Origin of the sequence: Acinetobacter sp. YH01006 (assembly GCF_013420445.1) — a bacterium.
Taxonomy (GTDB): Bacteria; Pseudomonadota; Gammaproteobacteria; order Pseudomonadales; family Moraxellaceae; genus Acinetobacter; species Acinetobacter pseudolwoffii.
Genome location: NZ_VOYB01000009.1, coordinates 59,519 through 81,303, shown reverse-complemented (window position 1 = coordinate 81,303; position 21,785 = coordinate 59,519). Strand labels below are relative to the sequence as shown.

The following is a 21,785-nucleotide window of genomic DNA, read 5'->3' as shown; positions in this document are numbered from 1 at the left end:
CATGGCTTGGACACGTAATGAAATGGCGCAGCGCGCGGCACAAGAGCTTGAAGATGGTTTCTATGTCAATTTAGGAATTGGCTTGCCGACGCTAGTCGCAAATTATATTCCGGAAAATATCAATGTCTGGCTGCAGTCTGAAAATGGCCTGCTGGGGATTGGCGAGTTTCCAACCGAGGAGACAGTCGATGCCGACCTGATCAATGCCGGTAAACAGACGGTTACCGCGCGTAAAGGTGCTTCATTTTTCTCAAGTGCCGACTCCTTTGCCATGATCCGTGGCGGTCATGTCAATATTGCTATTCTGGGTGCTATGGAAGTGTCTGAAACTGGTGATCTGGCCAACTGGATGATTCCGGGCAAAAAGGTCAAAGGCATGGGCGGTGCCATGGATCTGGTCGCGGGTGTACAAAAAGTCGTGGTCTTGATGGAACACTGTGCCAAAGATGGTACACCGAAGATTGTACAGCAGTGTAGCCTGCCGCTGACTGGTCAAGCGGTGGTGAACCGGATTATTACCGATCTCGGTGTACTGGATGTTAGTCCTGATGGAATTCGATTGGTTGAACTGGCACCAGAAGTAAGTTTTGAAGAGATTCAAAAAGTCACTGGGGTAGCGCTACTACGTAACGCTGCCTGATCCAGCCAGCCCTTAAGATGCTTCATTCTTAAGGGCTTTTTTATATATAGCCGTTTCATTTCAAAATAATAATCGTAGAATAAATGGATTTTAATCATGCAAACTCAACAAAATACTTTGCAGCGCTTCGCCATGCGCGTCAGCGACTGGTCTGAAAAATAGTTTCCGGATTCTTATATTTTTGCGCTACTCGGCGTCATCATTGTGGCGATTGCCGCCATCGGAATTGGTGCACCGGCACAGGATGTCGCGATTTCCTTTGGAGACGGCTTCTGGAGCCTGATCCCCTTTACCTTGCAGATGTGCATGCTGATCGTGGTCGGTTATGTGGTTTCCGTATCCAAGCCTGTCCAGCTGCTGATTCAAAAAATGGCACGCCTGCCGCATTCCGGTCGTGGTGCGATTGTCCTGGTCGCCACGGTCAGCCTGTCAATTTCCCTGATTAACTGGGCCATGAGTACTGTACTGTACTGACTGCACTTCTAGTGATTGCACTGGCACAGCGTAAAGAACTCAATATGGATTATCGCGCTGCTGCGGCTGCCGCGATTATCGGGATGGGTGCGACTTGGGCACTGGGGATCAGTTCTTCAGCTGCACAGTTACAGGCCAATAAAAGCAGTCTGCCTGAACCAATTTATAATCTGACGGGCGTGATTCCGTTTACTGAGACTATTTTCTTGCCGCAGTCTATGATCATGACGGCGGTACTGATTGTGGCTTCAATTGCTTACTGGTCAGCACCTAAAGGTTCAGCCATTAAAACCATTGAGCACTTCCCGATTCAGATTGAAGAAGAAAAACCGGAAATATCTGCTGAAAAAAGACCGGGTGACTGGCTGGAAAATTCACCCATTTTAAGCATTCTAATTGTGATTCTAGGTACAGTCTGGATGTTTAACGAATTTTCCAAAAGTAATCCGATTCTGGCCATTTCCAGCTTAAATACCTATAACTTTATCTTCCTGATTTTGGGCGTGGCCTTGCACGGTACACCACGAAATTTTCTGAATGCAGTTTCAAAGGCTGTTCCGGCTATTTCAGGGGTACTGATCCAGTTTCCGCTGTATGGCAGTATTGCCTTTATGATGACCAATGCGCTAAACCCGGCCAATCTGTCGCTGTCACATTATATTGCCGAGTTCTTTGTTTCCATTGCCTCGCAGGAAACCTTTGCCATCGTGATGGGCTTATACTCGGCGATTCTGGGTTTCTTTACTCCATCCGGTGGAGGTAAATGGATTATTGAAGCCCCTTATGTAATGCAGGCTGCGCATGATCTGAAAGTTCATCTGGGCTGGTCAGTGCAGATTTATAATGCTGCCGAAGCCTTACCTAATCTGATCAATCCTTTCTTTATGTTGCCGATGCTGGGCATCCTGAAGTTAAAGGCCAAAGATGTGATCGGTTTTACCGTGACCCAACTGGTTTTTCATATCCCGCTGGTGCTGTTTTTACTCTGGTTCCTCGGCCGAACTTTGACCTATAGTCCACCGGTCTTTTCTTAATTTAAGCCATATAAAAAGGACGAATCATTCGTCCTTTTTCATCTGGAAAATTATTTCAGCTGGCTTTCTTTTCTACAACACCCTCGCTATCCACTTCACGCACAATACCTGTTTCAGTATTAACCACTTCAAAAGCTACGCGGCGGTTCTGAAACTGTCCCGCAGATGTTGCATTTGGTTCAACAGGCTGGTCCTCTCCCACGCCTACAGCCTGCAATTGCGCAGGATCAACCCCCTTTTCAATCAGATAGCCCACAATTGCTTGCGCGCGTTGCACAGACAGCACTTTATTCTCGGCCTCACTGCCCTGTGCATCGGTATGTCCTTTGACTTTAAGAATGACATGCGGTGCGCGCTGCAATAATGCGGCAGCCTGATCCAGTACCGATTTATTCACTTCCGGTACGGCAGTCGATGCGCTATCAAAATTAATAATCTGCAAATTCAGTGCAGTCGCAACATCTAAGGCCTGAACATGATCAGTTTTGATACTCGCCAATGCTTGTTCTGCATCGCTATTGGCAGCCTGAATCGCCTCACTCCTATTGACCGGCTGTTGAGCCACAACAGTGACATTTTTGGCCAGATTACGAATTTGTGTTGCCAGACGTTCTGCTTCTGCATTACTCGCTGCACGTATAGCAACCTGATTACCAATCCAGTCCAGTGAGACATTTGGCATGCCTTGAATCAGTTTCAAAACGGAAGGAATGCTATCCTGATCAATAAATTCCGAATGATAAACCTCACTGCTGAGCGCCCCACAACCAATATTATAATTAAAGATCTGTTTAATCTCGGTTTGCAAAATTTGCATATATTGGGGATTATTCAGCTGTAACTGACAACTGATAATTTCACCATTAGTGCCGGTACTCAACTGTAAAGAAGCCGGTTGGGCTGCGGCAATTTCACGGGTCGTTTGGGTGTTTGCCGAATCCTCAGCATCATCCTGCATACAGCTACGAACAAAAAACAGGATTAAAGCTGCCAGAATCAGAAAAATAATAAACGGCCATAAAAAACCGCTTTTTTTCTGTTGCTGTACCACAACAGTATATTCTGGTTCTAGTTCAGGCGCCTGATTCAAATGCTGCCCTGCCAATGGAGAAACACCTAATGCCGCTAAAATTGATCCGGCCCAAACAGGTAATGCACGCTGGATCGATTCGGCGTGGGTTTCCAGCAAATGACTAATCGCTTCTGGACTTGAAGCACCGGCTTCGGTCTGTAAAAAATTGAGGGTCGGTACAATGGCCCGATTCAGGGTTTGCTCTATTTGATCTTGTGGTGCGCTCTGATCAAGTTGATCCAGAAACTGCTGCTTGAGTGCCGAATTTCCATTAAACAGTTCATGGATTTTTGGATTGAGTTGCTGGCTTAAACTTTCAATCCATGCAGGACGTGCACGCAATATACTTAAGAATATGGGATAGAACTGACTCAGTGCCTGATCTTTGGCAAATAGATGTTCGGTTTCGCCTTGTAGCACAATCGCTGTAACATCGCTTTTTAAGCGTTCCATCAGATCTACATTCATATTGTCACCATTCTTTTGATTTTTCTAATGTTTAATATTCAATCAGTGTAACGATGCCAGTTTTTTGAAAATGTAAATAATTGTATGAATATCATAAAGTTTCACTGTTTTTGTTGAGTACTCATTTTACTGACACAGAATTCAAAAACAAAAAAAGCCAGCCGAAGCTGACTTTTATAAAAGCTGGATCTATTAAGCGAGGAACGTTTTTAAAACTTTAGCTCGCACTTTTTGATTGATCAGCGGTGTATTTTTACCTTGCGACACGATGCTTTCTTTGTTCAGCGTCCATTCTAGCTCTGGATCTACCAGCACCCAACCCGCCTCTTTTGTCCAGCGATCTGCCATTTGTGCAACACGTGCCGGAGCCAAAGTCACTTTTTCTACCCATTCCAGTGGTGTAAACAAACCTTCATTGACCAGTTGAATCCCAAAAGGTACATAAGTATCAAAAGCGCTAAAGCCAGGCTGGGTTTCAGCAAATGGCGCCATTTTCGCAGAGCTGCTCAGCGGTTCATGATGGGTACAAATCGCATCAATCACCCCAGATTTTACTCCTTGGCGTAGCAATTCTTTGTCTTGTTCAGCACGCAGTGGCGGACGTACATGTGCCAGCGAATTAAAACCATCAATTAAGGCATCAGTCAGATGTAATTGGTGCATGGCCACATCACAGGTGACAGGCAAGCCTTTTTCTTTGGCAATCCGGATTAGCTCTACTGACGCACCACAAGATAATAAACCGAAATGCGCGCGAACTTTAGTCACTTCAATCATTAACAGGTATTTGGCAATTGCCACGGTTTCCGCCAGTGCTGGAATCATCGGCAAGCCCTGACGTGAGGCAATAAAGCCTTCATGCACACAGCCATCTTTGGCAATTTGCGGCTCTTCTGCATAGAACACCACAGTCAGATCTAAACCTGCAGCATATTCCAGGGTACGTAATACCACGTCATCATTGGCAAAAGGCGCACTGGCATTGGACACCGCAGTACATCCGCCTTTTTTCAAGCCGGCCATATTGGCAGGTTGCTGGCCTTGCAAGCCTTGGGTTTGAGCACCAATCACTTCAAGATAGATACCACCGTCCAGTATGGCTTTTTCAACCAGACCATGAATCAGTGCGCCATTGTCCTGCACGATCGGCTTTGAATCTGGTGGCGTAAACACGTGCAAAATCCCATTTTCACGTGCTGCTTTACCTTCAGATTTTAAGGTGCCATGTTGCTGCTGACCCGGTTCACGTAAACGTGCACACAGATCGACCATGGTGGGCATCAACCATTTGCCCTGACCATCAATGGTTTCAGAGACAGCAGCCGTTTCCGCAACGAACTTACCATTTTCCAGATACACGGTCTGAACAGAATCAGTGTTTTGGATTGGATCGAGCACACGAACATTTTCAATTTTTACAATAGTCATGACTTATTCCTTAACCCGCAATCGCTGCAATCAAACCCTGTTCCTGAAGCTGGCCCTGCATTGACAAAGCCAATACCGCCATACGTACCGCAATACCATTGGTCACCTGATTCAGAATCACCGACTGCGGTCCATCGGCAATACTGGAGTCAATCTCCACCCCACGGTTCATTGGACCCGGATGCATCACGATACAATCCGGTTTGGCCATCGCTAAACGTTCTTTGTTCAGGCCATACATCTTGTAGAATTCAGCTTGCGATGCCAGTGCCGGAGAATCAATCCGCTCATTTTGAATACGCAGGGTAATGATCACGTCGCAATCTTTGATGCCATCTTCCATGTTATTAAATAGACGAACACCATCACCATATTCTTCAAAACCGTATGGCAGCAAGGTATTTGGTGCAATCACCCGAATATCTTCGCAGCCTAAGGTTTGCAAGGCAGCTACATCTGAACGCGCGACACGTGAATGTTTGATATCACCAATAATGGCAATCGACATCTCTTCAAATTTTTTATGGGTTTCCCGGCGAATGGTGAGCATGTCCAGCATCGCCTGGGTTGGATGGGCATGACGGCCATCACCGGCATTAATAATCGCCACCGTCGGACAGACATCTTTGGCAATAAAATGCGCCGCACCTGAAGATGAATGACGCACCACGAAAATATCGGCGGCCATCGCTTCAAGGTTCCATAAGGTGTCACGCAGGGTTTCACCTTTAGAGGTACTCGAACGGGCAATATCGATATTCAGAACGTTGGCAGAAAGGCGCTTGGCAGCGGCTTCAAAAGTAGTGCGGGTACGGGTAGAGTTCTCAAAAAACAGGTTCATCACCGTTTTGCCTTCCAGCAAATTATTGGTAATGAGCTGATTTTGGTCATTAAAAAAGGACTGCGCAGTGTCCAATATTTTTGTCAGGGTTTCTTTGGAAAGACCTTCGATGGTCAAGAAGTGTTTTAGATTACCTTCTTTATTGAGTTGAATCTGGCTCGGTGTATGCAATGCCGCCAAGTGCATGAGAGATTCCTTATGCGTTAAGTCAACATATTATACAGAGATTGGCCAGTCTGAGTAGTTGGCAATGTGACTACTTGTACAAAAACCACCTCGATAATAAAAATAGAAATTGAAATTCCTATGTATTTTTTCAATAAGATAATTTAACCATTTTTCCATCCTGCTGACTTTTAGTACAAAATTATGGGGCTTCAGTCTGGCACATTCACACCCATCTCAGGTTTAACGCAGTGCACCGATATAATGATGTGCAACCTGTGCACGGTAGATATCGTCCTGATCGGGTTCAACCGAGACCAATACCTCCTGCTGTGGCAGATGTGCAGATTTTTCAAACTGTTGCTGCCGAACCACAGGCAGATCCCAAACCTGTTTTAAACGCTCGATTAAACGCTGCAACTCTGGATCTTGGGTCTGTTCTACCAGTTCAATCACATGCCGTGCATAGTCCAGATTTTCTGCCAGATAAAGCGCATCCACGACCCGGCCTGACACACGTCTCAAACGTGTATAAATTAAAGTGGCCACTGAAAAAGCGTCATGGTTGCGTAACTGATTCTCTAACATTTTAACCCCCATTATAAAATTGAAAAATCAGGCAGCCATCGCTCTCCTCCGACTGACTGCCTGATTTGCTGTGTATAGAGCAAAATACGTACCAGTTCATCAATTTATCATGTGAATATTATTTTTCACTCGTACACGGCAAGGCCTTTCAGAGAATTTAAAAAGCTTTCAATATAAAAATACGGTAAACTTGGCGCAGTTTTTTATTTATCTTTTTTGGTCTCTCTATTATATGAATACCTCTCCACGTTTAAGCAATTATTGGGTCACCTGTGCCGATGGTCTGGAAACCTTATTAGAAGAAGAACTACAAGGCTTAGGTGTTCAGAATATTGAGCGTTTTCCCGGTCGTTTAATCTTTAAAGGCAGTCTGGAAAATGCTTATCGGATTTGTATGTGGTCACGTCTGGCTTCACGTGTGCTCATGCCAATTCATACCCATGAAATTGAATTTTCTCACGATGCCCGTGATGTGGCAGAAGAGCTATATGAAGGTGCAATCAGCTTTGACTGGTCGCTCATTTTTGCACCACAAAGTACCTTTGCCATTCGCTTGCATGTCGAGCGTGACATCAAGGTCAATACCCAGTTCGCAACTTTGCGTGCCAAAGATGGTGTCGTAGATTCCTTCATGGAAGCTGTGGGTAAACGCCCAAGTATCGATACCAAACAGCCAGAAATTACCATGTATATTCTGGCTGGGAAGAAAGAACATACCTATTGTCTGGACTTGTCCGGCGACTCATTACATAAACGTGGTTATCGCCACTTTATGACCGATGCACCAATCAAGGAAAATCTGGCTGCTGCAATTTTGCAAAAAGGTCAGCTTAAACAGATTAATCCGGACATCATTGTCGATCCAATGTGTGGTTCAGGTACCTTTATCATTGAATCACTGATGATCCTGACCGACCGTGCGCCGGGTCTGGTGCGTCGTTTCGGTTTTAATGGCTGGAATGGCCATGACCATGAACTCTGGATGGGCATTAAAGCTGAAGCAGCTGAACGCCACCAAGCGGCAATGGAAAATCCATTACCGCAATTCTATGCCTTCGATGCAGACTGGGAAGCTGTAAAAGCGACACGTCAAAATATCATCGCGGCAGGTTTTGAAGCTGCTCTCGACAATATCATGATCGAAGAGCGTACTTTAAATGACTGGCCGGATTTTCAGGCTGAAGGCAAGAAAGTCTTCTTCGTAACCAACCCGCCTTATGGTGAGCGTCTCGGTGATAAAGCGCAGAACCGTTCTTTATATCTTGGTTTATCGGCTTTACTGCAAAAGAATTTCCCGAATCAAAAAGCGGCGGTGATTGCCTCTCAAGTCGAACAGGCTGACGTGCTGGCCTTTAATGATCCGCAAATCCTGCGTTTGATGAATGGTAAATTGCCGATCTATATCCGCTTTGGTACGGTTAAACCTGCGGCTGTGGTGCGTCCGTTTCTGGAAGGTTGGCAGCCGCAACAATTCGAACCAATCGAAGGTGCGATGGAGTTTGCCAACCGTCTGACCAAAAATATGCAAGCCCTGAAAAAATGGGCAGTCAAAGAAGGCGTACACTGTTTACGTCTGTATGATGCCGATTTACCAGACTTTAATGTCGCGGTGGATCTGTATGGTGAGCGCCTGCATGTGCAAGAATATGCTCCACCTAAAACGATTGACCCTGAAAAAGCCAAGAAACGCTTTAACCTGGCACTGCAAGCCATTCGCGCTGTGACCGGTCTGGGCCGTGATGCGATCTTTATCAAGACCCGCGCACGTCAGGAAGGTAAAAACCAGTACACCAAACAAAGTACCGCATCGAAGCGTTTTATCGTACAGGAAGGTAAGGCCAAGATTCTGGTTAACCTGACCGATTATCTGGATACCGGTCTGTTCCTGGATCATCGTCAAATGCGTTTGCGTATTGCCCGTGAGGCCAAAGGCAAACACTTCCTGAACCTCTACAGCTATACCTCTACGGCGAGCCTACATGCTGCCTTGGGTGGTGCTGCAAGTACCACCAGTGTCGATCTTTCCAATACCTATTTGAACTGGTCGAAGGAAAACTTCGTGCTGAACGGTTTAACCGTAGATCACGCCGATGAACAACATCAGTTCTTTGCATCTGACTGTTTTGAATGGCTCAAAGAAGGTCATGAGCAATATGAGCTGATCTTTATTGATCCACCCACTTTCTCAAACTCGAAAAAATTCTACGGGACGTTTGACGTACAGCGCGACCATCTATCCTTGCTTAAACGCGCCATGAACCGTTTAACCAGCGATGGTACCCTGTACTTCTCGAACAACTATCGTGGTTTCGAGATGGATGAAGAAATTCTGGCGTTCTATGATGTCGAAGAAATTACTCAAGAAACCATTGGGCCTGATTTCAAGCGTAACCAGAAGATTCACCGTGCCTGGAAAATCGGCCATCCTAAAGTGTAATCACTGGTATTAGATTGTGATAAAACAAAAGCCTGTTCAGTTGAACAGGCTTTTTCTTCTTAGATTCGCTGTTAAAAAGCGACTTACAACTTATTGTGCAGTTAAGAACTTCTTTTCACCATACAGATAATGCATGGATAGTTTAAACACATCACCATCTCGCTGAATTTGCTGATTAGCTTGCATCGCACTCAGCATTTGCTCCAGCTCTTGATCGGACATATTTTTACCTGCGGCACGCATATAATGATGAGTGAAGGTTTTTACTACCTGTTTATTGAAACTGATATTGGTTTGCACTTCTAACAGATTTGGGAACATTTTTGCCAAGCTTTCCAAGGTGGTTTGATGGCCTGGCATTACTTTTCCGACTAAATCTGCCTGAATACTGCCTGTGCCTAACTTTAACTGATTCTGCTTCGATTCAAACTTGAAGCCATCATTAATCACCGCCAGCATGGCTTGTATCGCATCTTTTTCAAAATTTCCTGCTTCCAGACAAGAGTTATTTTGCTTTTGCAGAATATCAAATAATATCTGCATTTTTTGACGCTGTAAGTCTTTGAGCTCCCAATTGAGTTCTAAGTCTTGCATCGCAGGGACATTATTTAAGCCCATTTCGGCAATTTTAAATTTTGATTGAACATCTACTGTACGCTCATGCAGTTGGGTATCCATACGCCAGCTCAGGTCTTTCAGTTGTCCTGAGCCTTCTGCCTTAGCATCCTGGCGCTGCATTTTGACAATATTGAACTCGAAATAACCCGGTTCTAAATACTGCGCATTCAGAGCCTGATTGGTTTTAAAATGCACACCCTTGAGTTGTGTATTTCCAGACTGATCACGAATAGACAATTCTGGCACATCAAAACTCATATTTAAAATTTTATGTTGTCCCTGACTCTGTTTTGCCTGAAACTTGATCTGTATAGGGTCAATTCTGGTATATAAACCTGCTTCTTTTTTTTCGATGACAGGGGTTTGTAATTGTGTGGTCGATACACCCAACCAGTTGACTTGCGTCGTCACTTTTAAAGGTTGCTGAAAAAATTCAGCATATGCGCCCTGTCCTTGTGCTAAATCGAGTTGAGAATGAATGGTATAGCCTTTCCAGGTACGCTGAATTTGGTCTTGACCATTAAATACTAATTTTTCTTTGGCATTACACGCGTCTGGCACAATGCTCATGCTCCACTTGGCCGTGCCTTGTAGAGCCCCCATAGCGTAGTCAGTATATTGCACACTAATGTTCGGCGCTGGTTTTAAGTTTTGTTGATAATGCGCTTTCAAGCTCTTATCTGCATATAAATTACCCGTGCTCACAGCCCCCGCCAACACCACGACACCAATTCCACCCCATACTATTTTCGACATAGTTTTTGCTCAGAATTTATCTATTTTTATTGAACATAAATTATAGTTAATCTTAAAAAATAAAGATAATTGTTTTGCAAATAAATCACTTAAACATAATATTCATCACAAAATATTAAAAATAGCTGTCACTTTTAAGCAATTTTTTTACTGATATGACCTGAATTGTCAGCCATTAAAAAACCTAGCCGAAGCTAGGTTTTCTGAAAATTAAAAGGACAGGCAATATTAGCTAACTTTCATTTTCTCGAAGATTAAATCACCCGCTTCGGCCTGGACCAGAATCGTATCACCCGGCTGGAATTCCCCTGCAAGGATTTTTTGAGCCAGGCCATTTTCAATACGTTGCTGGATCGCACGTTTTAACGGACGCGCACCATACAGCGGATCGAAACCGGCATCAATTAACTGATCGAAAGCACTGTCATCTACCGACAGACGCATATCACGCTCTGCCAGGCGCTGACGCAAGCGATTCAACTGGATATCGGCAATACCGCGAATCTGGTCTTTTTCCAGCGCATGGAAGACCACCAGTTCATCAATACGGTTAATAAACTCCGGACGGAAATGTTCCGAGACCGCATTCATCACTACTGTACGAACTTCATCACGTGTTGCATTAACGCCCAGTTCACGCACATCCTGCGAACCCAGGTTCGACGTCATAACGATCACGCTGTTTTTAAAGTCCACTACCCGGCCTTGCGAGTCAGTTAAACGACCATCATCCAGCACCTGTAGCAAGATGTTAAACACATCCGGATGCGCTTTTTCGACTTCATCGAACAAGATCACGCTATAGGGTTTACGACGTACCGCTTCCGTCAGCACCCCGCCTTCTTCATAACCCACATAGCCCGGAGGCGCACCGACCAAACGGCTCACCGAATGTTTTTCCATGAATTCAGACATATCAATACGAATCATGGCATCGTCACTATCAAACAAGAAGTTGGCTAATGCTTTGGTCAATTCTGTTTTACCCACACCCGTTGGACCCAGGAACAGGAACGAGCCACTTGGACGGTTCGGGTCTGACAGACCTGCACGTGAACGGCGTACCGCATTCGATACTGCCACCACGGCTTCTTCTTGCCCCACCACACGGTTATGCAGGAACTCTTCCATATGCAGCAGTTTGTCACGTTCACCTTGCAACATTTTCGCCACAGGAATACCGGTGGCCGCACTGACCACCTCGGCAATTTCATTGTCGGTGACTTTGTCACGCAGCAGTTTCGGTGCTTCACTTTCTTCAGCAGCTTCAATACGTTCCAACTGTTTTTGTAACTCTGGAATGACGCCATACTGATAACGTGCAGCTTCAGCCAGATCACCTTCACGTTGTGCCTTGTCCAGTGCAATACGGGCCTGATCCAGTTTGATCTGTACATCCTTATTGCCTTCGACCAGCGCCTTGTCGGCACGCCAGATTTCTTCTAGGTCCTGATATTCTTTTTCAACCGTGGCGATCTGGTCAGACAGATATTGAATCTCAGCTTTGGCACCTGAGTCTTCATCTTTTTTCACCGCTTCCAGCTGCATTTTTAACTGAATCAGACGGCGTTCCAGTTTATCCAAAGCTTCTGGTTTGGAATCGAGTTCCATTTTAATGCGTGATGCTGCTTCATCAATCAGGTCGATGGCTTTATCCGGCAACTGGCGATCGGTGATATAACGATGTGACATTTTCGCTGCAGCAATAATCGCAGAGTCCAGAATCTGTACCCCGTGATGCGTTGCATAGCGGTCTTTCAGACCACGCAGAATCGCAATGGTGTCTTCCACACTCGGTTCATCCACCAAGACTTTCTGGAAACGACGCTCGAGCGCTGCATCTTTTTCAATATACTGACGATATTCATCCAGCGTAGTCGCACCGACACAGCGCAGCTCGCCACGTGCCAGCGCCGGTTTCAGCATGTTACCGGCGTCCATCGCACCATCACCCTTACCGGCACCCACCAAGGTATGCAGCTCATCGATGAATAAGATGATTTCGCCTTCGTGTTTGGCAATATCTTTCAGAACGGCTTTTAAGCGTTCTTCAAACTCACCACGGTATTTGGCACCGGCCAGTAAAGATCCCAGGTCCAGCGATAAAACACGTTTACCTTTCAGTCCTTCAGGTACTTCACCATTAATAATCCGCTGTGCCAGACCTTCGACGATTGCCGTTTTACCCACACCCGGCTCACCAATCAGTACCGGGTTATTTTTGGTGCGGCGTGACAGAACCTGAATGGTACGGCGGATTTCATCATCACGGCCAATCACAGGATCAAGCTTGCCTGCCAAAGCACGTTCAGTTAAATCAATGGTGTACTTATTCAGTGAATCACGCTGATCTTCATGATTATTGCTCATGACTTTTTCATCGCCTCGAAATTGATTAATGATCTGGCCTAAGGTTTCTGCCTTTAGGCCAACACTGTTTAATAAGGTTTTTGTGTTACCTGTTTCTGCCAGCGCCAACAGTACCCAATCTGTAGATAGAAACTCATCTCCGGCTTTTTGCGCGAAGCTGTCTGCCAAATGTAATACTTTTGCCGCTTCAGGGCTGAGATTGATATCCGCGGAGGGATTGCTCAGGGTTGCTGCATTACTTAGGGCCGTTTGCAGCTTGGTTTGCAATTCACGCAGATTGGCGCCGGCCTGCTGCAGCAAGCTGACATTGGATGCTTCATCCATCAAGGTGGCCAGAATATGAATCCCATCAATCGAGCTATGGTCTTTAGTCATGGCCAATGATTGTGCATCGGAAAGGGTTTGCTGCAGGCGATTGGTAAATTTCTCAAAACGCATTTTTGTTATTCCTCACAACAAATTTTCTACTTGATGGATATATGGGTGCGATTAATCAGATTTCAAATTATTTTTGTATATTTTTCAAAAACTTATTATCAAAAAATATACAGATTTCAATTATAATATTGGTGTAGTCAAATCATATTTCAAGTAAGCGAAAGAGAATTTTTAATGAGACCCCAAGACTAGCGCTAACTCATCATCTTGATTAAGCTATTTAGTTGTATCGGGATAATTTAAAACAAAATTGGCTTACATATGCTGTCCTAACCCTTCTACCAAATGAAGAACTTCAGAGAGTTTCTGTTCAGTTTGAATCAATACTCGAGGTGATTAATGGCCTTATCACTGATAAAGAAAAATTAGTTCAGCAACTTCCGTATGGCTTTCGCTCATACTTTTGTTTGGGACAAAGTAGTTTCATGATTCATTTTTATAAGAGCATCTTTTATGGATGATGTTTTAATTATGCGGATTTGACGATCCTTTCCCATACTCTTTTTCATTAAAATAAGCGTGTAATCAACAATAAAAAAACACCCTCAATCAAGGGTGCGTCTAAATAACGATAAAAATTATGGAGCCGGATTTGGCTGCTGACAGTGAATCGCTTCAATACCTTTCAGTACGTCTTCAGATAAATCGATTTCAAAGGCCTGAATATTTTCTTTTAACTGATCCAGATTGGTGGCCCCAATAATAGTACTGGTTACAAAGAACTGCTGTTTGATAAAGGCCAAAGCCAATTGCGTCAAAGTCAGACCATGCTGCTCGGCCAGTTGTGCATATTGTTCGGTCGCCCATTCACTTTCCGGATTGCTATAGCGGCTAAAGCGCGAATATAAAGTAACCCGAGCATTGGCAGGACGCGCACCATGACGGAATTTACCGGTCAGATAACCGAATGCCAAAGGTGAATAAGCCAACAGGCCTACACCTTCGTATTTGGCAATTTCTGACATGCCCATTTCATAAGTACGATTCAATAAGCTATAGGGATTTTGCACACTGACAAACTTAGATAAACCAAGTTTTTCAGCCAGATGTAAAAATTTCATGGTGCCCCATGGGGTTTCATTGGACAGGCCGATATAACGAATGCGGCCTTTTTGAATCTCTTGATGTAAAGCGGTTAAGGTTTCTTCCAGACCTGTTACTGCACGATCTTCTGCCGCTTCTACATTACCATAGCCCAGCTTGCCAAAGAAATTGGTTGGACGTTGCGGCCAGTGCAGCTGATATAAATCGATATAATCGGTTTGCAGACGTGCCAAGGACTGGTCAATCGCTGATGCAATTTCATCTGCAACGAAACGGGTTCTGCCATCCCGGATATGACTGCCGCCTTGTGAAGGACCGGCAATTTTTGAGGCCAGAAAAAGTTGGTCACGGCCACCGCGAGAGGCAATCCAGTTACCAATCATACGCTCGGTTGCACCTTGCGTTTCAGGTTTTGGCGGTACCGGGTACATTTCAGCAGTATCCCAGAAATACAGTCCCTGATCCAAAGCATAATCCAGTTGCTGAAAAGCCTCTTCCTGTGTGTTTTGCTCACCAAATGTCATGGTGCCCAAACAAATTTCCGGCAAAAGAATGCCTGTATCTGCCAATGGTCTGAACTGCATAAAAAAATATCCTTAAAATTTATCGGTCGTTTATTGCGATCACATGCGCTATAGCCTATCGGAATGATAAGGGGACTTAAATTATCTTTTCTAAAAAGCTTGTGCCAAATTGTTATGTTCGAATGAATTTGTGCTTTTAAAGTAGGGATAAAAAAAGCAAATCAGAAGATTTGCTTTTTTTTATTTTTGACTTATTCGTCTTCGAGCTCACCGGCACTGACCGTTTCTGGCTCCTCCAGAGAAACATCGAAAATCAGAATGGCTTTACCATCAGTTTCAATCATACCCTGTTCTTCAAGTGTCTTCAGTACACGGCCGACCATTTCGCGGGAACAACCGACAATACGGCCAATTTCCTGACGGGTAATACGAATCTGACGGCCATTTGGTAAAATCATCGCCTCAGGCTGAGAAGACAAGTCGATCAGGCAACGTGCAATACGGCCTGAAACATCAATGAATGCCAGATCAGTCACTTTACGTGTGGTATTTTTCAGACGGCGTACCAGCTGAGCAAATACCGCATAGCTCAGATCAGGATATTGCTTGCTGATTTCATGAAAATTTTCATAGGTGATTTCAGCAATTTCACACACATCACGTGTACGAACTTCTGCAGTACGTTGTGGATTTACCTCAAATAAACCCATTTCCCCAAAAAAGTCACCTGGATTTAAATATGCCACGACAATCTCACGATCATCATCTTCACGAAGAATGATGGATACAGACCCCTTCAAAATCAAATACAAAGATTTAGATTCTGATCCTGCATCAATGATCGTAGTACGTTTTGGATAACGATTAATATATGCACGTTTTAACAGTGCTTTCACGGATTCTGGTAATTGCCCCGGAGAAAGCGCATCTGTGCTCAATTGTGAAAAGTTTGAAGTCATGCTTACGGTTCCGAATATGGATAATGTATAGATCGCACAAGACCTAATGTGAACTTGTCACACAGTGGGATTGAAATTCCGTATCAACCCAATTTATGTTAGTGTACAGTTACTTGACAAATTTATAGCTTTTTTTAGGTAGTTGCAATGCAAACAAGCGTTCATTGGTTAGAGAATGTTGCTTTTGAAGCAAAAACTCAAAGTGGTCATACCATCATTATGGATGGTTCAGCGGAATATGGCGGTGAAAACCGTGGTCCCCGTCCAATGGAACTCCTTTTAACCGGTCTGGGTGGCTGTGCATCTTTTGATATTGTGACCATTTTGAAGAAAGCCCGTCAGGATATTAGCGATGTACGTTGTGAGTTAAAGGCTGAACGTGCGGATACAATTCCGGCAGTTTTCACGAAAATTCACTTACATTTTGTCGTGACAGGCAAAGCCATTAAAGAGAAACAGGTGGCAAAAGCCGTAGAACTTTCTGCAGAAAAGTATTGCTCTGCCAGCAAAATGCTTTCGGATGGCGGCGTTGAAATTACCCATGATTATGAAATTATCGAAGCAGAATAAACTTGCAATCTTCTAAAAATAGCAGCCTGAATGGCTGCTTTTTTATACCAACAAATTGCCGAGCAAAACTTCTGAAGACTCTATCTGATTAAGTCCCTTGAACCAGGTAATGGGTGCTATCTTCAAAGATCAGAATATTGTCTGGAAATCTTAAAGCGCCCAGCCGGTGACGAAATGCCACTTGCTGCTGACGATCGAGATATCGTTTACCCACTGAATAATCCACACAAAATACATTTTGTTGCTGTCCATACCATTGCAATGCATCGATCGATTTAAATAGTCCGGCCTTTTCTTCAGTAGTTTTAAAGTTTCGCCAATAATGCCCAGTAATCACTGGAATTTGATCGGTATAGCTGTCCCACCATGGCAAACGATCGATCATGCGCCATCGGCCACCGGCGTAAATGGGTTGCACCGCGATCTGTTCTGCACCTGAAGTGATGACCCGAATTGGATTATGCATCTGCTCACGCAGCTCTTTTTCTGCGAGGTGTTGCAATAAAGGTAAAGTTGCAGCTGGGTCTTTGAACTGGTGTTGGTATTGTTGCTGTTCATTCTGTATTAATTCATTAATACCTAAGGCTTGCAAATCCAGCGCTGTATGCTCAACGAATTTAGCATAGGCTTCTCTGAGCGAATTGAAATGAGAATCACGTAATCGATCAATGGATTGCTGATGCCAGCAGGCATGTACCACACGCAGCTGCTCAGACTCGAGCGCCACCGGCAAGCGATTTAAAAAATCCAGAATCCACTTATGGTCTGTGGCTGAAGCCTGTATGGAGTCAAAAGGTTTCAGATCATCCTGATGCGGTGAACCAAAAAACCAGCCATTGCCTTCCCGAAAAGTATCGGTCAACAGGTTCAATTCATGATTACCCATCACACATTGTGCATAGCCTTCATCTACCAGTTGTTTGACCCGTTTAATCACCGCAACACTGTCTTGCCCCCGATCACACAGATCACCAACAAAAATCAGTTTACGCTGCTCAGGATGACGACCGTGTCGGTCATAACCCAACACATGAATCAGTTGTTCCAGTGCTGCAATCTCGCCATGAATATCCCCAACGATATCCACGGGGCCAGTGAAAGCCTGTTGTATAAATGAATATTTCACTTATGCATCCTGAGTTAAAATGAAGCCAGATGAACATCCTTGGAGTATGCTTTAAATTTTTTTAGATCGGAATACAGAACACTAGATACTTTAAATAGTTCAGTTAAAATATGTCAGGTTTAAATAAAGATTTTTTATAAAATATATTTTATCTTGATTTTAAAATGACCTAAAAAATACCAGACATAATCCTTATATGCTTTAAGAGTTTAGTCCTGCTATTTTTTGTATTTTTGAGGGCAGGCTGGACTTTATGAAACAATTAAATTTATTACATTAAAATTAAGTCATAAAAAAGCCCATTCTTTGAATGGGCTTTTTTGAATCTTGGTAGGTATATCCAGACTCGAACTGGAGACCTCTACGATGTCAACGTAGTATCTTTATAGCAAAAACAATAGCTTATTTTAATATGGGAAAATCTTGGTCTAAACGTGACTTTATCCACAAGTCTTTGAATCCTTGTGTAAGTAGATTATATCATCTATTTTGAAATAAAAAGCGTGAGAGATAAAAATGAAAACATGGACCTACTTTTACATAGAGCACATGATAAAGAATGGAGGGATTTTTAGGCGAGAGTCTGGGTGGGGTTTGGGTAAATTGGAGATTAGCAGTGAATAAATTTTTTAGTTTTTTTGATCGCGGTTTAACTTGGGCTGATCTGCTTTGGAGATTGGTTACATTTATCATTGTTCTTTTTGGTGGCACTACAGCGGCTTTACTTGCAAAAGCATCTGAGCTATTTAAAGGAAGCTCACCTTTTGTTTGGCTGACAATAGGGATATTTTCCACTCTTATTTTATCTTCAGTTTTTTGCTTAATAAACATTTCTCGCAAGCAGGCTGCTAACGCAAAATACTTGGCCTTGTTGTCTTCGCCTATTTCAACTATAAATCCGCTTATGAATACTTTTGAGGACAAAATTATTAAACTCTCGGATTTGCAATTACCCTTAAATCAAATTCATAAGTTTAAACATTTTAGGCGTTGTAAAATTGTTGGACCTGGAACTATTGCAATGCTTGGAGGAACCTATAGTAACTCAGGCTTTATAAATTGCGGGGATATAATTATGGTTCCAGAAGATACCTTTTTGACAGGCGTTATTGGTTTAGATAGTTGTACCATAGAATCCTGTGAGTTAATCGATATAACAATTATTACTCGGTCCAGTCCGGAAAATATTGCAGCATTTAAGGGGTTAAATTCAAGAATTATAGTTGGAGAATTTAGGTAAATACCCCTCAAAAAGCCTTCACGCAAATCCCCCACATTCACATTCGTCACAATAGAATGAGCTGTGTAGCCCTCACTTGAGGGCCTTCACAATAGCGCCATGACGTGCCTTACAGTCGTTATATTTAGCCACTACATCAATAGACCAGACCAAAGCAACCTTACCCTGCCCTGATTCTAACTTTTGCAAATCAGGACAGGGCTCAAGGAGGTTTGCTGGCACCGCTGGCGATAAGTGAGTTGAGTTGCTGCAGGCCATCATCATCAAAGCAATGCTGCTGATACACAGGACGATCAATGATCTTTTGTACTTCACGTGTAACTGTTTCGACTTGCAAGCGCTGCTCTGATTTTGCTGCTTCATAATCCGCACTCACCTGGTTAATTTGATTTTTTTTTTCAGACAGAGCCTTGAGATGCTTTTGTTCTATCTCTTGAATTTTTGCTGTGCACAGCTCGCTGGACTTACGCAGCTTTCCGCTCAAATGATTGGTATAGGCAATTTGCCCCACCCATAAAACAAAAAAGACCGCAATTGCGATCCAGTGTTTGTATTTCCATAATAGGTTTAGAGTCATTTTAAAAATAACTCCATTTCAATTTTCCTGCGATTCACCAGACCTTGCAGGCGTTTACCACGAGCATTTACCCATAAGCCAAATTGATCAGCTGCCGCCTTATAATTTTTCTCATTCAGTCTTTTGACCAAAGTGGATTCTTCAAATGCGGTAGGTCCAATGTTATAGGCCAATGAAACCAAGGCATCAAACTGGTTCTGACTAATCGGAACATTGACCGCATTATTTACAGTCCGTTCAAATTTTTTCAGGTCATGTTGCATATAACTTTTGGCTTGTTCCAATGTGCATATATCCCCTTTTTTGACACGTATACCATTCGGGTATTTAGTGGTGCCATAACCAATAGTCCATACACCCACACCATCATCGTACGCATTGAGCCTTAGGCTTTCGAAATTACGGATCAGATCAATACCACTTGGGCTGATGTGCATTTCATCTGTGGCGATACCCAGCATGTCGTTCAGGTCATCATAAGCAGTTGCAATCAGCTTATCTGCAGCATCAACCTGTTTCTGGGTAAGTTTGCCACCACTGATCTTTCGCAAGAAATCAAAAATATGTTTCATTAGACCTCACCCTTTTTAACCAATTGTGGCTGCTTCACCAGTCGAGCCAACTGCCCCGCAATCACCAATAATAAACCAATCCATTTGATTGTTTGTGGGCTTAAGAATGGGAAATATTCTGCTGCATAAATCATCCACCAGGTGGTAATTTCACTACCATACGCAAACCATACAGACAATAAAAAAGCGCCTAAAGCGCTTAATCGGATGGACCAGAATTTATACCACTGTCGGGCATTATCTACTAATTTCATTGTTTCCTCTCACATAATTGCGTTCATAAAGTTTGTTGCGGATTTCTTCAGTGGTTCTTAAGAGTTGGTCAGATTGTTTTTCAAGAACCTGGATTTTTTGACTGTTGGCCATGGTTAAGGCATTTACAGTGTCAGTTTTAGCAGTCTGATTATTCCAGGCAGCTGCAAAAACACCGATGATTGCAATCCCACCCCATCGAACTAAATTAGTCACACTATCGATTTTGGTTTTACTTTCATGGAGTACCCGGATCTGCAGATCGACTTCTTTATGCTTTACCTCGGCATCGAGCCTGATTTGCTTAATCTCAGATCGCAGACTGGTTTTAGTGCGATCCAGATCTTCTTCCAGATTTTCCCGAATCTTCTGCAGGTTGTGATCAAGGTTCTGTTGTTTCTCTTGAAGCTGATCAAACTGCATACTCATTCGGTCGATTTTCTGAGGTAGATCTGCCAACTTCTCCATACCCTGCCTCAGCTGATTAATATTGTCTGAAATTGCGTAAAGCTGGCTGGGTGTTATGGGTGGTGGATCAGTCGAATAGTCATTTGACATTGTGCCCCCTAAATTTTGGTAATAAAAAAGCACCCCGAAAGGTGCTTTATGGTTGAAAATTTTATTTGAAAACTTTCGAAATAGGCTTTGTAAGACTTGCAATAATCGATGAAAAAACATGTTCTTTAAAAATCATGCATGTTGCTATCGATGCAGCAAAACATACCAAGACCAATACGTATGCAGACTGCGTGAATTCAATAAATTGTGCAACCAACAAGATGATAAATCCGTGGAACAAATATATCGACAAACTGTTATTTCCCAATATTTTCAGAAAATCAGGTAAAAATACAGACACTCGAATTAATGAAATAACAGCTAAAAATGAAATAACTAATAAACATAATTTAATGAAAATTGCATAAATATAATTGTGACCAAAATCATTAATATTAGAAACCCCAAACAACCACTTCGGATTTATTTCGACAAAATAGCTAGCAAAACAAATAACTGTCAAAATAAATAGCGATAGAAAAAGAGTTGTCTTCTTAGCCCTTACAACGTTGCACAATTCTTTACCATAGAGCGCACCAGCAATAAAAAATGGTAAGAAAGACAAAGTACGCCCAATTGAATATGGATAATTATCTGTACTAACCAATCCTATATAAACAGATAAAATTATAGATGCGATCATAGCTTGCTTATATTGCATAAGAATTGGTGTAATCAAACAATAAATACTTAATGTGAACATAAACCACATGATCCAGTACGGCCTATTGACCCACTTTTCAAAACTCCCCCCCCCTGAGATTAATAAATCAAAGATGATGTATAAGATTTGAAATACAATAAAAATTGCAAAGTATCTTGAAAAGCTGTTCTTCCAATTTTCTGCTTTAAAAAACATTCCAGAGATAAATATAAAAGCTGGCATATGAAACAAATAAATAGATCTTAAAAAAAATCCTGATGCTTCATCATCCCAACCTGCGTACTGCTCTAGAAAATGACCAAAAACAACAAAAAATATAAGTATTCCCTTCGTTTTGTCTATCACGTCATCTCTAGCAACAGTACGCATA

At 43.1% G+C, this 21,785-nt stretch carries 18 protein-coding genes and 1 pseudogene; 5 read left to right on the top strand and 14 right to left on the bottom strand.

The features are described 5' to 3' along the window. Nucleotide 1: 1 nt before the first annotated feature. Entirely contained in the window at nucleotides 2-640 is a 639-nt protein-coding gene (locus tag FTT73_RS09530; RefSeq protein WP_180077319.1) for a CoA transferase subunit B, read from the top strand. A gap of 96 nt (nucleotides 641-736) precedes the next feature. Further along, nucleotides 737-2,148 (top strand): annotated as a pseudogene (locus FTT73_RS09525) (short-chain fatty acid transporter). 55 nt (nucleotides 2,149-2,203) lie between these two features. Here FTT73_RS09525 and FTT73_RS09520 read toward each other — a convergent pair. The 4 genes from FTT73_RS09520 to FTT73_RS09505 form a co-directional block, all read right to left on the bottom strand. Next, nucleotides 2,204-3,688, bottom strand: a complete 1,485-nt coding sequence (locus tag FTT73_RS09520) for an OmpA family protein (protein ID WP_180077317.1) — start codon at nucleotides 3,686-3,688, stop codon at nucleotides 2,204-2,206. A 192-nt stretch (nucleotides 3,689-3,880) separates the two neighbouring features. Then, on the bottom strand, nucleotides 3,881-5,116 hold the full coding sequence (locus tag FTT73_RS09515) for a dihydroorotase (protein ID WP_180077315.1): 1,236 nt from the start codon (nucleotides 5,114-5,116) through the stop codon (nucleotides 3,881-3,883). Between the two features lie 10 nt (nucleotides 5,117-5,126). Further along, nucleotides 5,127-6,143: an aspartate carbamoyltransferase catalytic subunit gene (locus FTT73_RS09510; RefSeq protein WP_100355094.1), complete on the bottom strand. Its 1,017-nt coding sequence runs from the start codon at nucleotides 6,141-6,143 to the stop codon at nucleotides 5,127-5,129. Between the two features lie 222 nt (nucleotides 6,144-6,365). Beyond that, nucleotides 6,366-6,710, bottom strand: a complete 345-nt coding sequence (locus FTT73_RS09505) for a hypothetical protein (protein ID WP_159137940.1) — start codon at nucleotides 6,708-6,710, stop codon at nucleotides 6,366-6,368. Nucleotides 6,711-6,942: 232 nt separating this feature from the next. Here FTT73_RS09505 and rlmKL point away from each other — a divergent pair, with 232 nt between their 5' ends. Next, on the top strand, nucleotides 6,943-9,147 hold the full coding sequence (gene rlmKL, locus FTT73_RS09500) for a bifunctional 23S rRNA (guanine(2069)-N(7))-methyltransferase RlmK/23S rRNA (guanine(2445)-N(2))-methyltransferase RlmL (protein ID WP_005096529.1): 2,205 nt from the start codon (nucleotides 6,943-6,945) through the stop codon (nucleotides 9,145-9,147). A gap of 90 nt (nucleotides 9,148-9,237) precedes the next feature. Here rlmKL and FTT73_RS09495 read toward each other — a convergent pair whose 3' ends face one another. The 4 genes from FTT73_RS09495 to crp form a co-directional block, all read right to left on the bottom strand. Continuing rightward, on the bottom strand, nucleotides 9,238-10,521 hold the full coding sequence (locus FTT73_RS09495) for a DUF945 family protein (protein ID WP_074382984.1): 1,284 nt from the start codon (nucleotides 10,519-10,521) through the stop codon (nucleotides 9,238-9,240). A 228-nt stretch (nucleotides 10,522-10,749) separates the two neighbouring features. Then, nucleotides 10,750-13,329: an ATP-dependent chaperone ClpB gene (clpB, locus tag FTT73_RS09490; RefSeq protein WP_180191352.1), complete on the bottom strand. Its 2,580-nt coding sequence runs from the start codon at nucleotides 13,327-13,329 to the stop codon at nucleotides 10,750-10,752. A 578-nt stretch (nucleotides 13,330-13,907) separates the two neighbouring features. After that, entirely contained in the window at nucleotides 13,908-14,957 is a 1,050-nt protein-coding gene (locus tag FTT73_RS09485) for an NADP(H)-dependent aldo-keto reductase (protein ID WP_159515913.1), read from the bottom strand. Between the two features lie 191 nt (nucleotides 14,958-15,148). After that, nucleotides 15,149-15,856 (bottom strand): cAMP-activated global transcriptional regulator CRP, encoded by a 708-nt coding sequence (gene crp, locus FTT73_RS09480; RefSeq protein ID WP_005171629.1) that lies wholly within the window; start codon nucleotides 15,854-15,856, stop codon nucleotides 15,149-15,151. A 147-nt stretch (nucleotides 15,857-16,003) separates the two neighbouring features. Here crp and FTT73_RS09475 point away from each other — a divergent pair, with 147 nt between their 5' ends. Continuing rightward, the gene (locus FTT73_RS09475) at nucleotides 16,004-16,426 is read left to right on the top strand and encodes an OsmC family protein (RefSeq protein ID WP_005171632.1); all 423 of its coding nucleotides are present in this window, start codon (nucleotides 16,004-16,006) and stop codon (nucleotides 16,424-16,426) included. An 88-nt stretch (nucleotides 16,427-16,514) separates the two neighbouring features. Here FTT73_RS09475 and FTT73_RS09470 read toward each other — a convergent pair whose 3' ends face one another. Continuing rightward, complete coding sequence (locus FTT73_RS09470) at nucleotides 16,515-17,552, bottom strand: metallophosphoesterase (RefSeq protein ID WP_180191351.1); 1,038 nt, start codon at nucleotides 17,550-17,552, stop codon at nucleotides 16,515-16,517. Nucleotides 17,553-18,168: 616 nt separating this feature from the next. Here FTT73_RS09470 and FTT73_RS09465 point away from each other — a divergent pair. Beyond that, nucleotides 18,169-18,792 carry a hypothetical protein gene (locus FTT73_RS09465; protein WP_218955697.1) on the top strand — a complete coding sequence of 208 codons (624 nt, stop codon included), beginning with the start codon at nucleotides 18,169-18,171 and terminating at the stop codon, nucleotides 18,790-18,792. A gap of 202 nt (nucleotides 18,793-18,994) precedes the next feature. On the opposite strand, the gene FTT73_RS09460 is transcribed toward FTT73_RS09465, so the two are convergent. The 5 genes from FTT73_RS09460 to FTT73_RS09440 all read right to left on the bottom strand — a co-directional run bounded on the left by FTT73_RS09460 (nucleotide 18,995) and on the right by FTT73_RS09440 (nucleotide 21,784). Further along, nucleotides 18,995-19,369, bottom strand: coding sequence for a hypothetical protein (locus tag FTT73_RS09460; RefSeq protein ID WP_180191349.1), 375 nt, complete (start codon nucleotides 19,367-19,369; stop codon nucleotides 18,995-18,997). Further along, nucleotides 19,366-19,941, bottom strand: a complete 576-nt coding sequence (locus FTT73_RS09455) for a lysozyme (RefSeq protein ID WP_180191348.1) — start codon at nucleotides 19,939-19,941, stop codon at nucleotides 19,366-19,368. The genes FTT73_RS09460 and FTT73_RS09455 overlap by 4 nt, the downstream gene beginning before the upstream one ends. Further along, nucleotides 19,941-20,195: a hypothetical protein gene (locus FTT73_RS09450; RefSeq protein WP_180191347.1), complete on the bottom strand. Its 255-nt coding sequence runs from the start codon at nucleotides 20,193-20,195 to the stop codon at nucleotides 19,941-19,943. The genes FTT73_RS09455 and FTT73_RS09450 overlap by 1 nt, the downstream gene beginning before the upstream one ends. Further along, nucleotides 20,179-20,751, bottom strand: coding sequence for a DUF1640 domain-containing protein (locus tag FTT73_RS09445; protein WP_180191346.1), 573 nt, complete (start codon nucleotides 20,749-20,751; stop codon nucleotides 20,179-20,181). The genes FTT73_RS09450 and FTT73_RS09445 overlap by 17 nt, the downstream gene beginning before the upstream one ends. A gap of 61 nt (nucleotides 20,752-20,812) precedes the next feature. After that, entirely contained in the window at nucleotides 20,813-21,784 is a 972-nt protein-coding gene (locus FTT73_RS09440; protein ID WP_180191345.1) for an acyltransferase family protein, read from the bottom strand. Between the last annotated feature and the right edge of the window lies 1 nt (nucleotide 21,785).

Excerpts from the sequence above, each read along its gene's own strand:
- FTT73_RS09485 (WP_159515913.1), bottom strand. The coding sequence starts at position 14,957 with ATGCAGTTCAGACCATTGGCAGATACAGGCATTCTTTTGCCGGAAATT.
- FTT73_RS09530 (WP_180077319.1), top strand. The coding sequence starts at position 2 with ATGGCTTGGACACGTAATGAAATGGCGCAGCGCGCGGCACAAGAGCTT.
- FTT73_RS09450 (WP_180191347.1), bottom strand. The coding sequence starts at position 20,195 with ATGAAATTAGTAGATAATGCCCGACAGTGGTATAAATTCTGGTCCATC.
- FTT73_RS09515 (WP_180077315.1), bottom strand. The coding sequence starts at position 5,116 with ATGACTATTGTAAAAATTGAAAATGTTCGTGTGCTCGATCCAATCCAA.
- FTT73_RS09440 (WP_180191345.1), bottom strand. The coding sequence starts at position 21,784 with ATGCGTACTGTTGCTAGAGATGACGTGATAGACAAAACGAAGGGAATA.
- clpB (WP_180191352.1), bottom strand. The coding sequence starts at position 13,329 with ATGCGTTTTGAGAAATTTACCAATCGCCTGCAGCAAACCCTTTCCGAT.
- FTT73_RS09505 (WP_159137940.1), bottom strand. The coding sequence starts at position 6,710 with ATGTTAGAGAATCAGTTACGCAACCATGACGCTTTTTCAGTGGCCACT.
- FTT73_RS09455 (WP_180191348.1), bottom strand. The coding sequence starts at position 19,941 with ATGAAACATATTTTTGATTTCTTGCGAAAGATCAGTGGTGGCAAACTT.
- FTT73_RS09475 (WP_005171632.1), top strand. The coding sequence starts at position 16,004 with ATGCAAACAAGCGTTCATTGGTTAGAGAATGTTGCTTTTGAAGCAAAA.
- rlmKL (WP_005096529.1), top strand. The coding sequence starts at position 6,943 with ATGAATACCTCTCCACGTTTAAGCAATTATTGGGTCACCTGTGCCGAT.
- FTT73_RS09460 (WP_180191349.1), bottom strand. The coding sequence starts at position 19,369 with ATGACTCTAAACCTATTATGGAAATACAAACACTGGATCGCAATTGCG.
- FTT73_RS09520 (WP_180077317.1), bottom strand. The coding sequence starts at position 3,688 with ATGAATGTAGATCTGATGGAACGCTTAAAAAGCGATGTTACAGCGATT.
- FTT73_RS09445 (WP_180191346.1), bottom strand. The coding sequence starts at position 20,751 with ATGTCAAATGACTATTCGACTGATCCACCACCCATAACACCCAGCCAG.
- FTT73_RS09510 (WP_100355094.1), bottom strand. The coding sequence starts at position 6,143 with ATGCACTTGGCGGCATTGCATACACCGAGCCAGATTCAACTCAATAAA.
- crp (WP_005171629.1), bottom strand. The coding sequence starts at position 15,856 with ATGACTTCAAACTTTTCACAATTGAGCACAGATGCGCTTTCTCCGGGG.
- FTT73_RS09495 (WP_074382984.1), bottom strand. The coding sequence starts at position 10,521 with ATGTCGAAAATAGTATGGGGTGGAATTGGTGTCGTGGTGTTGGCGGGG.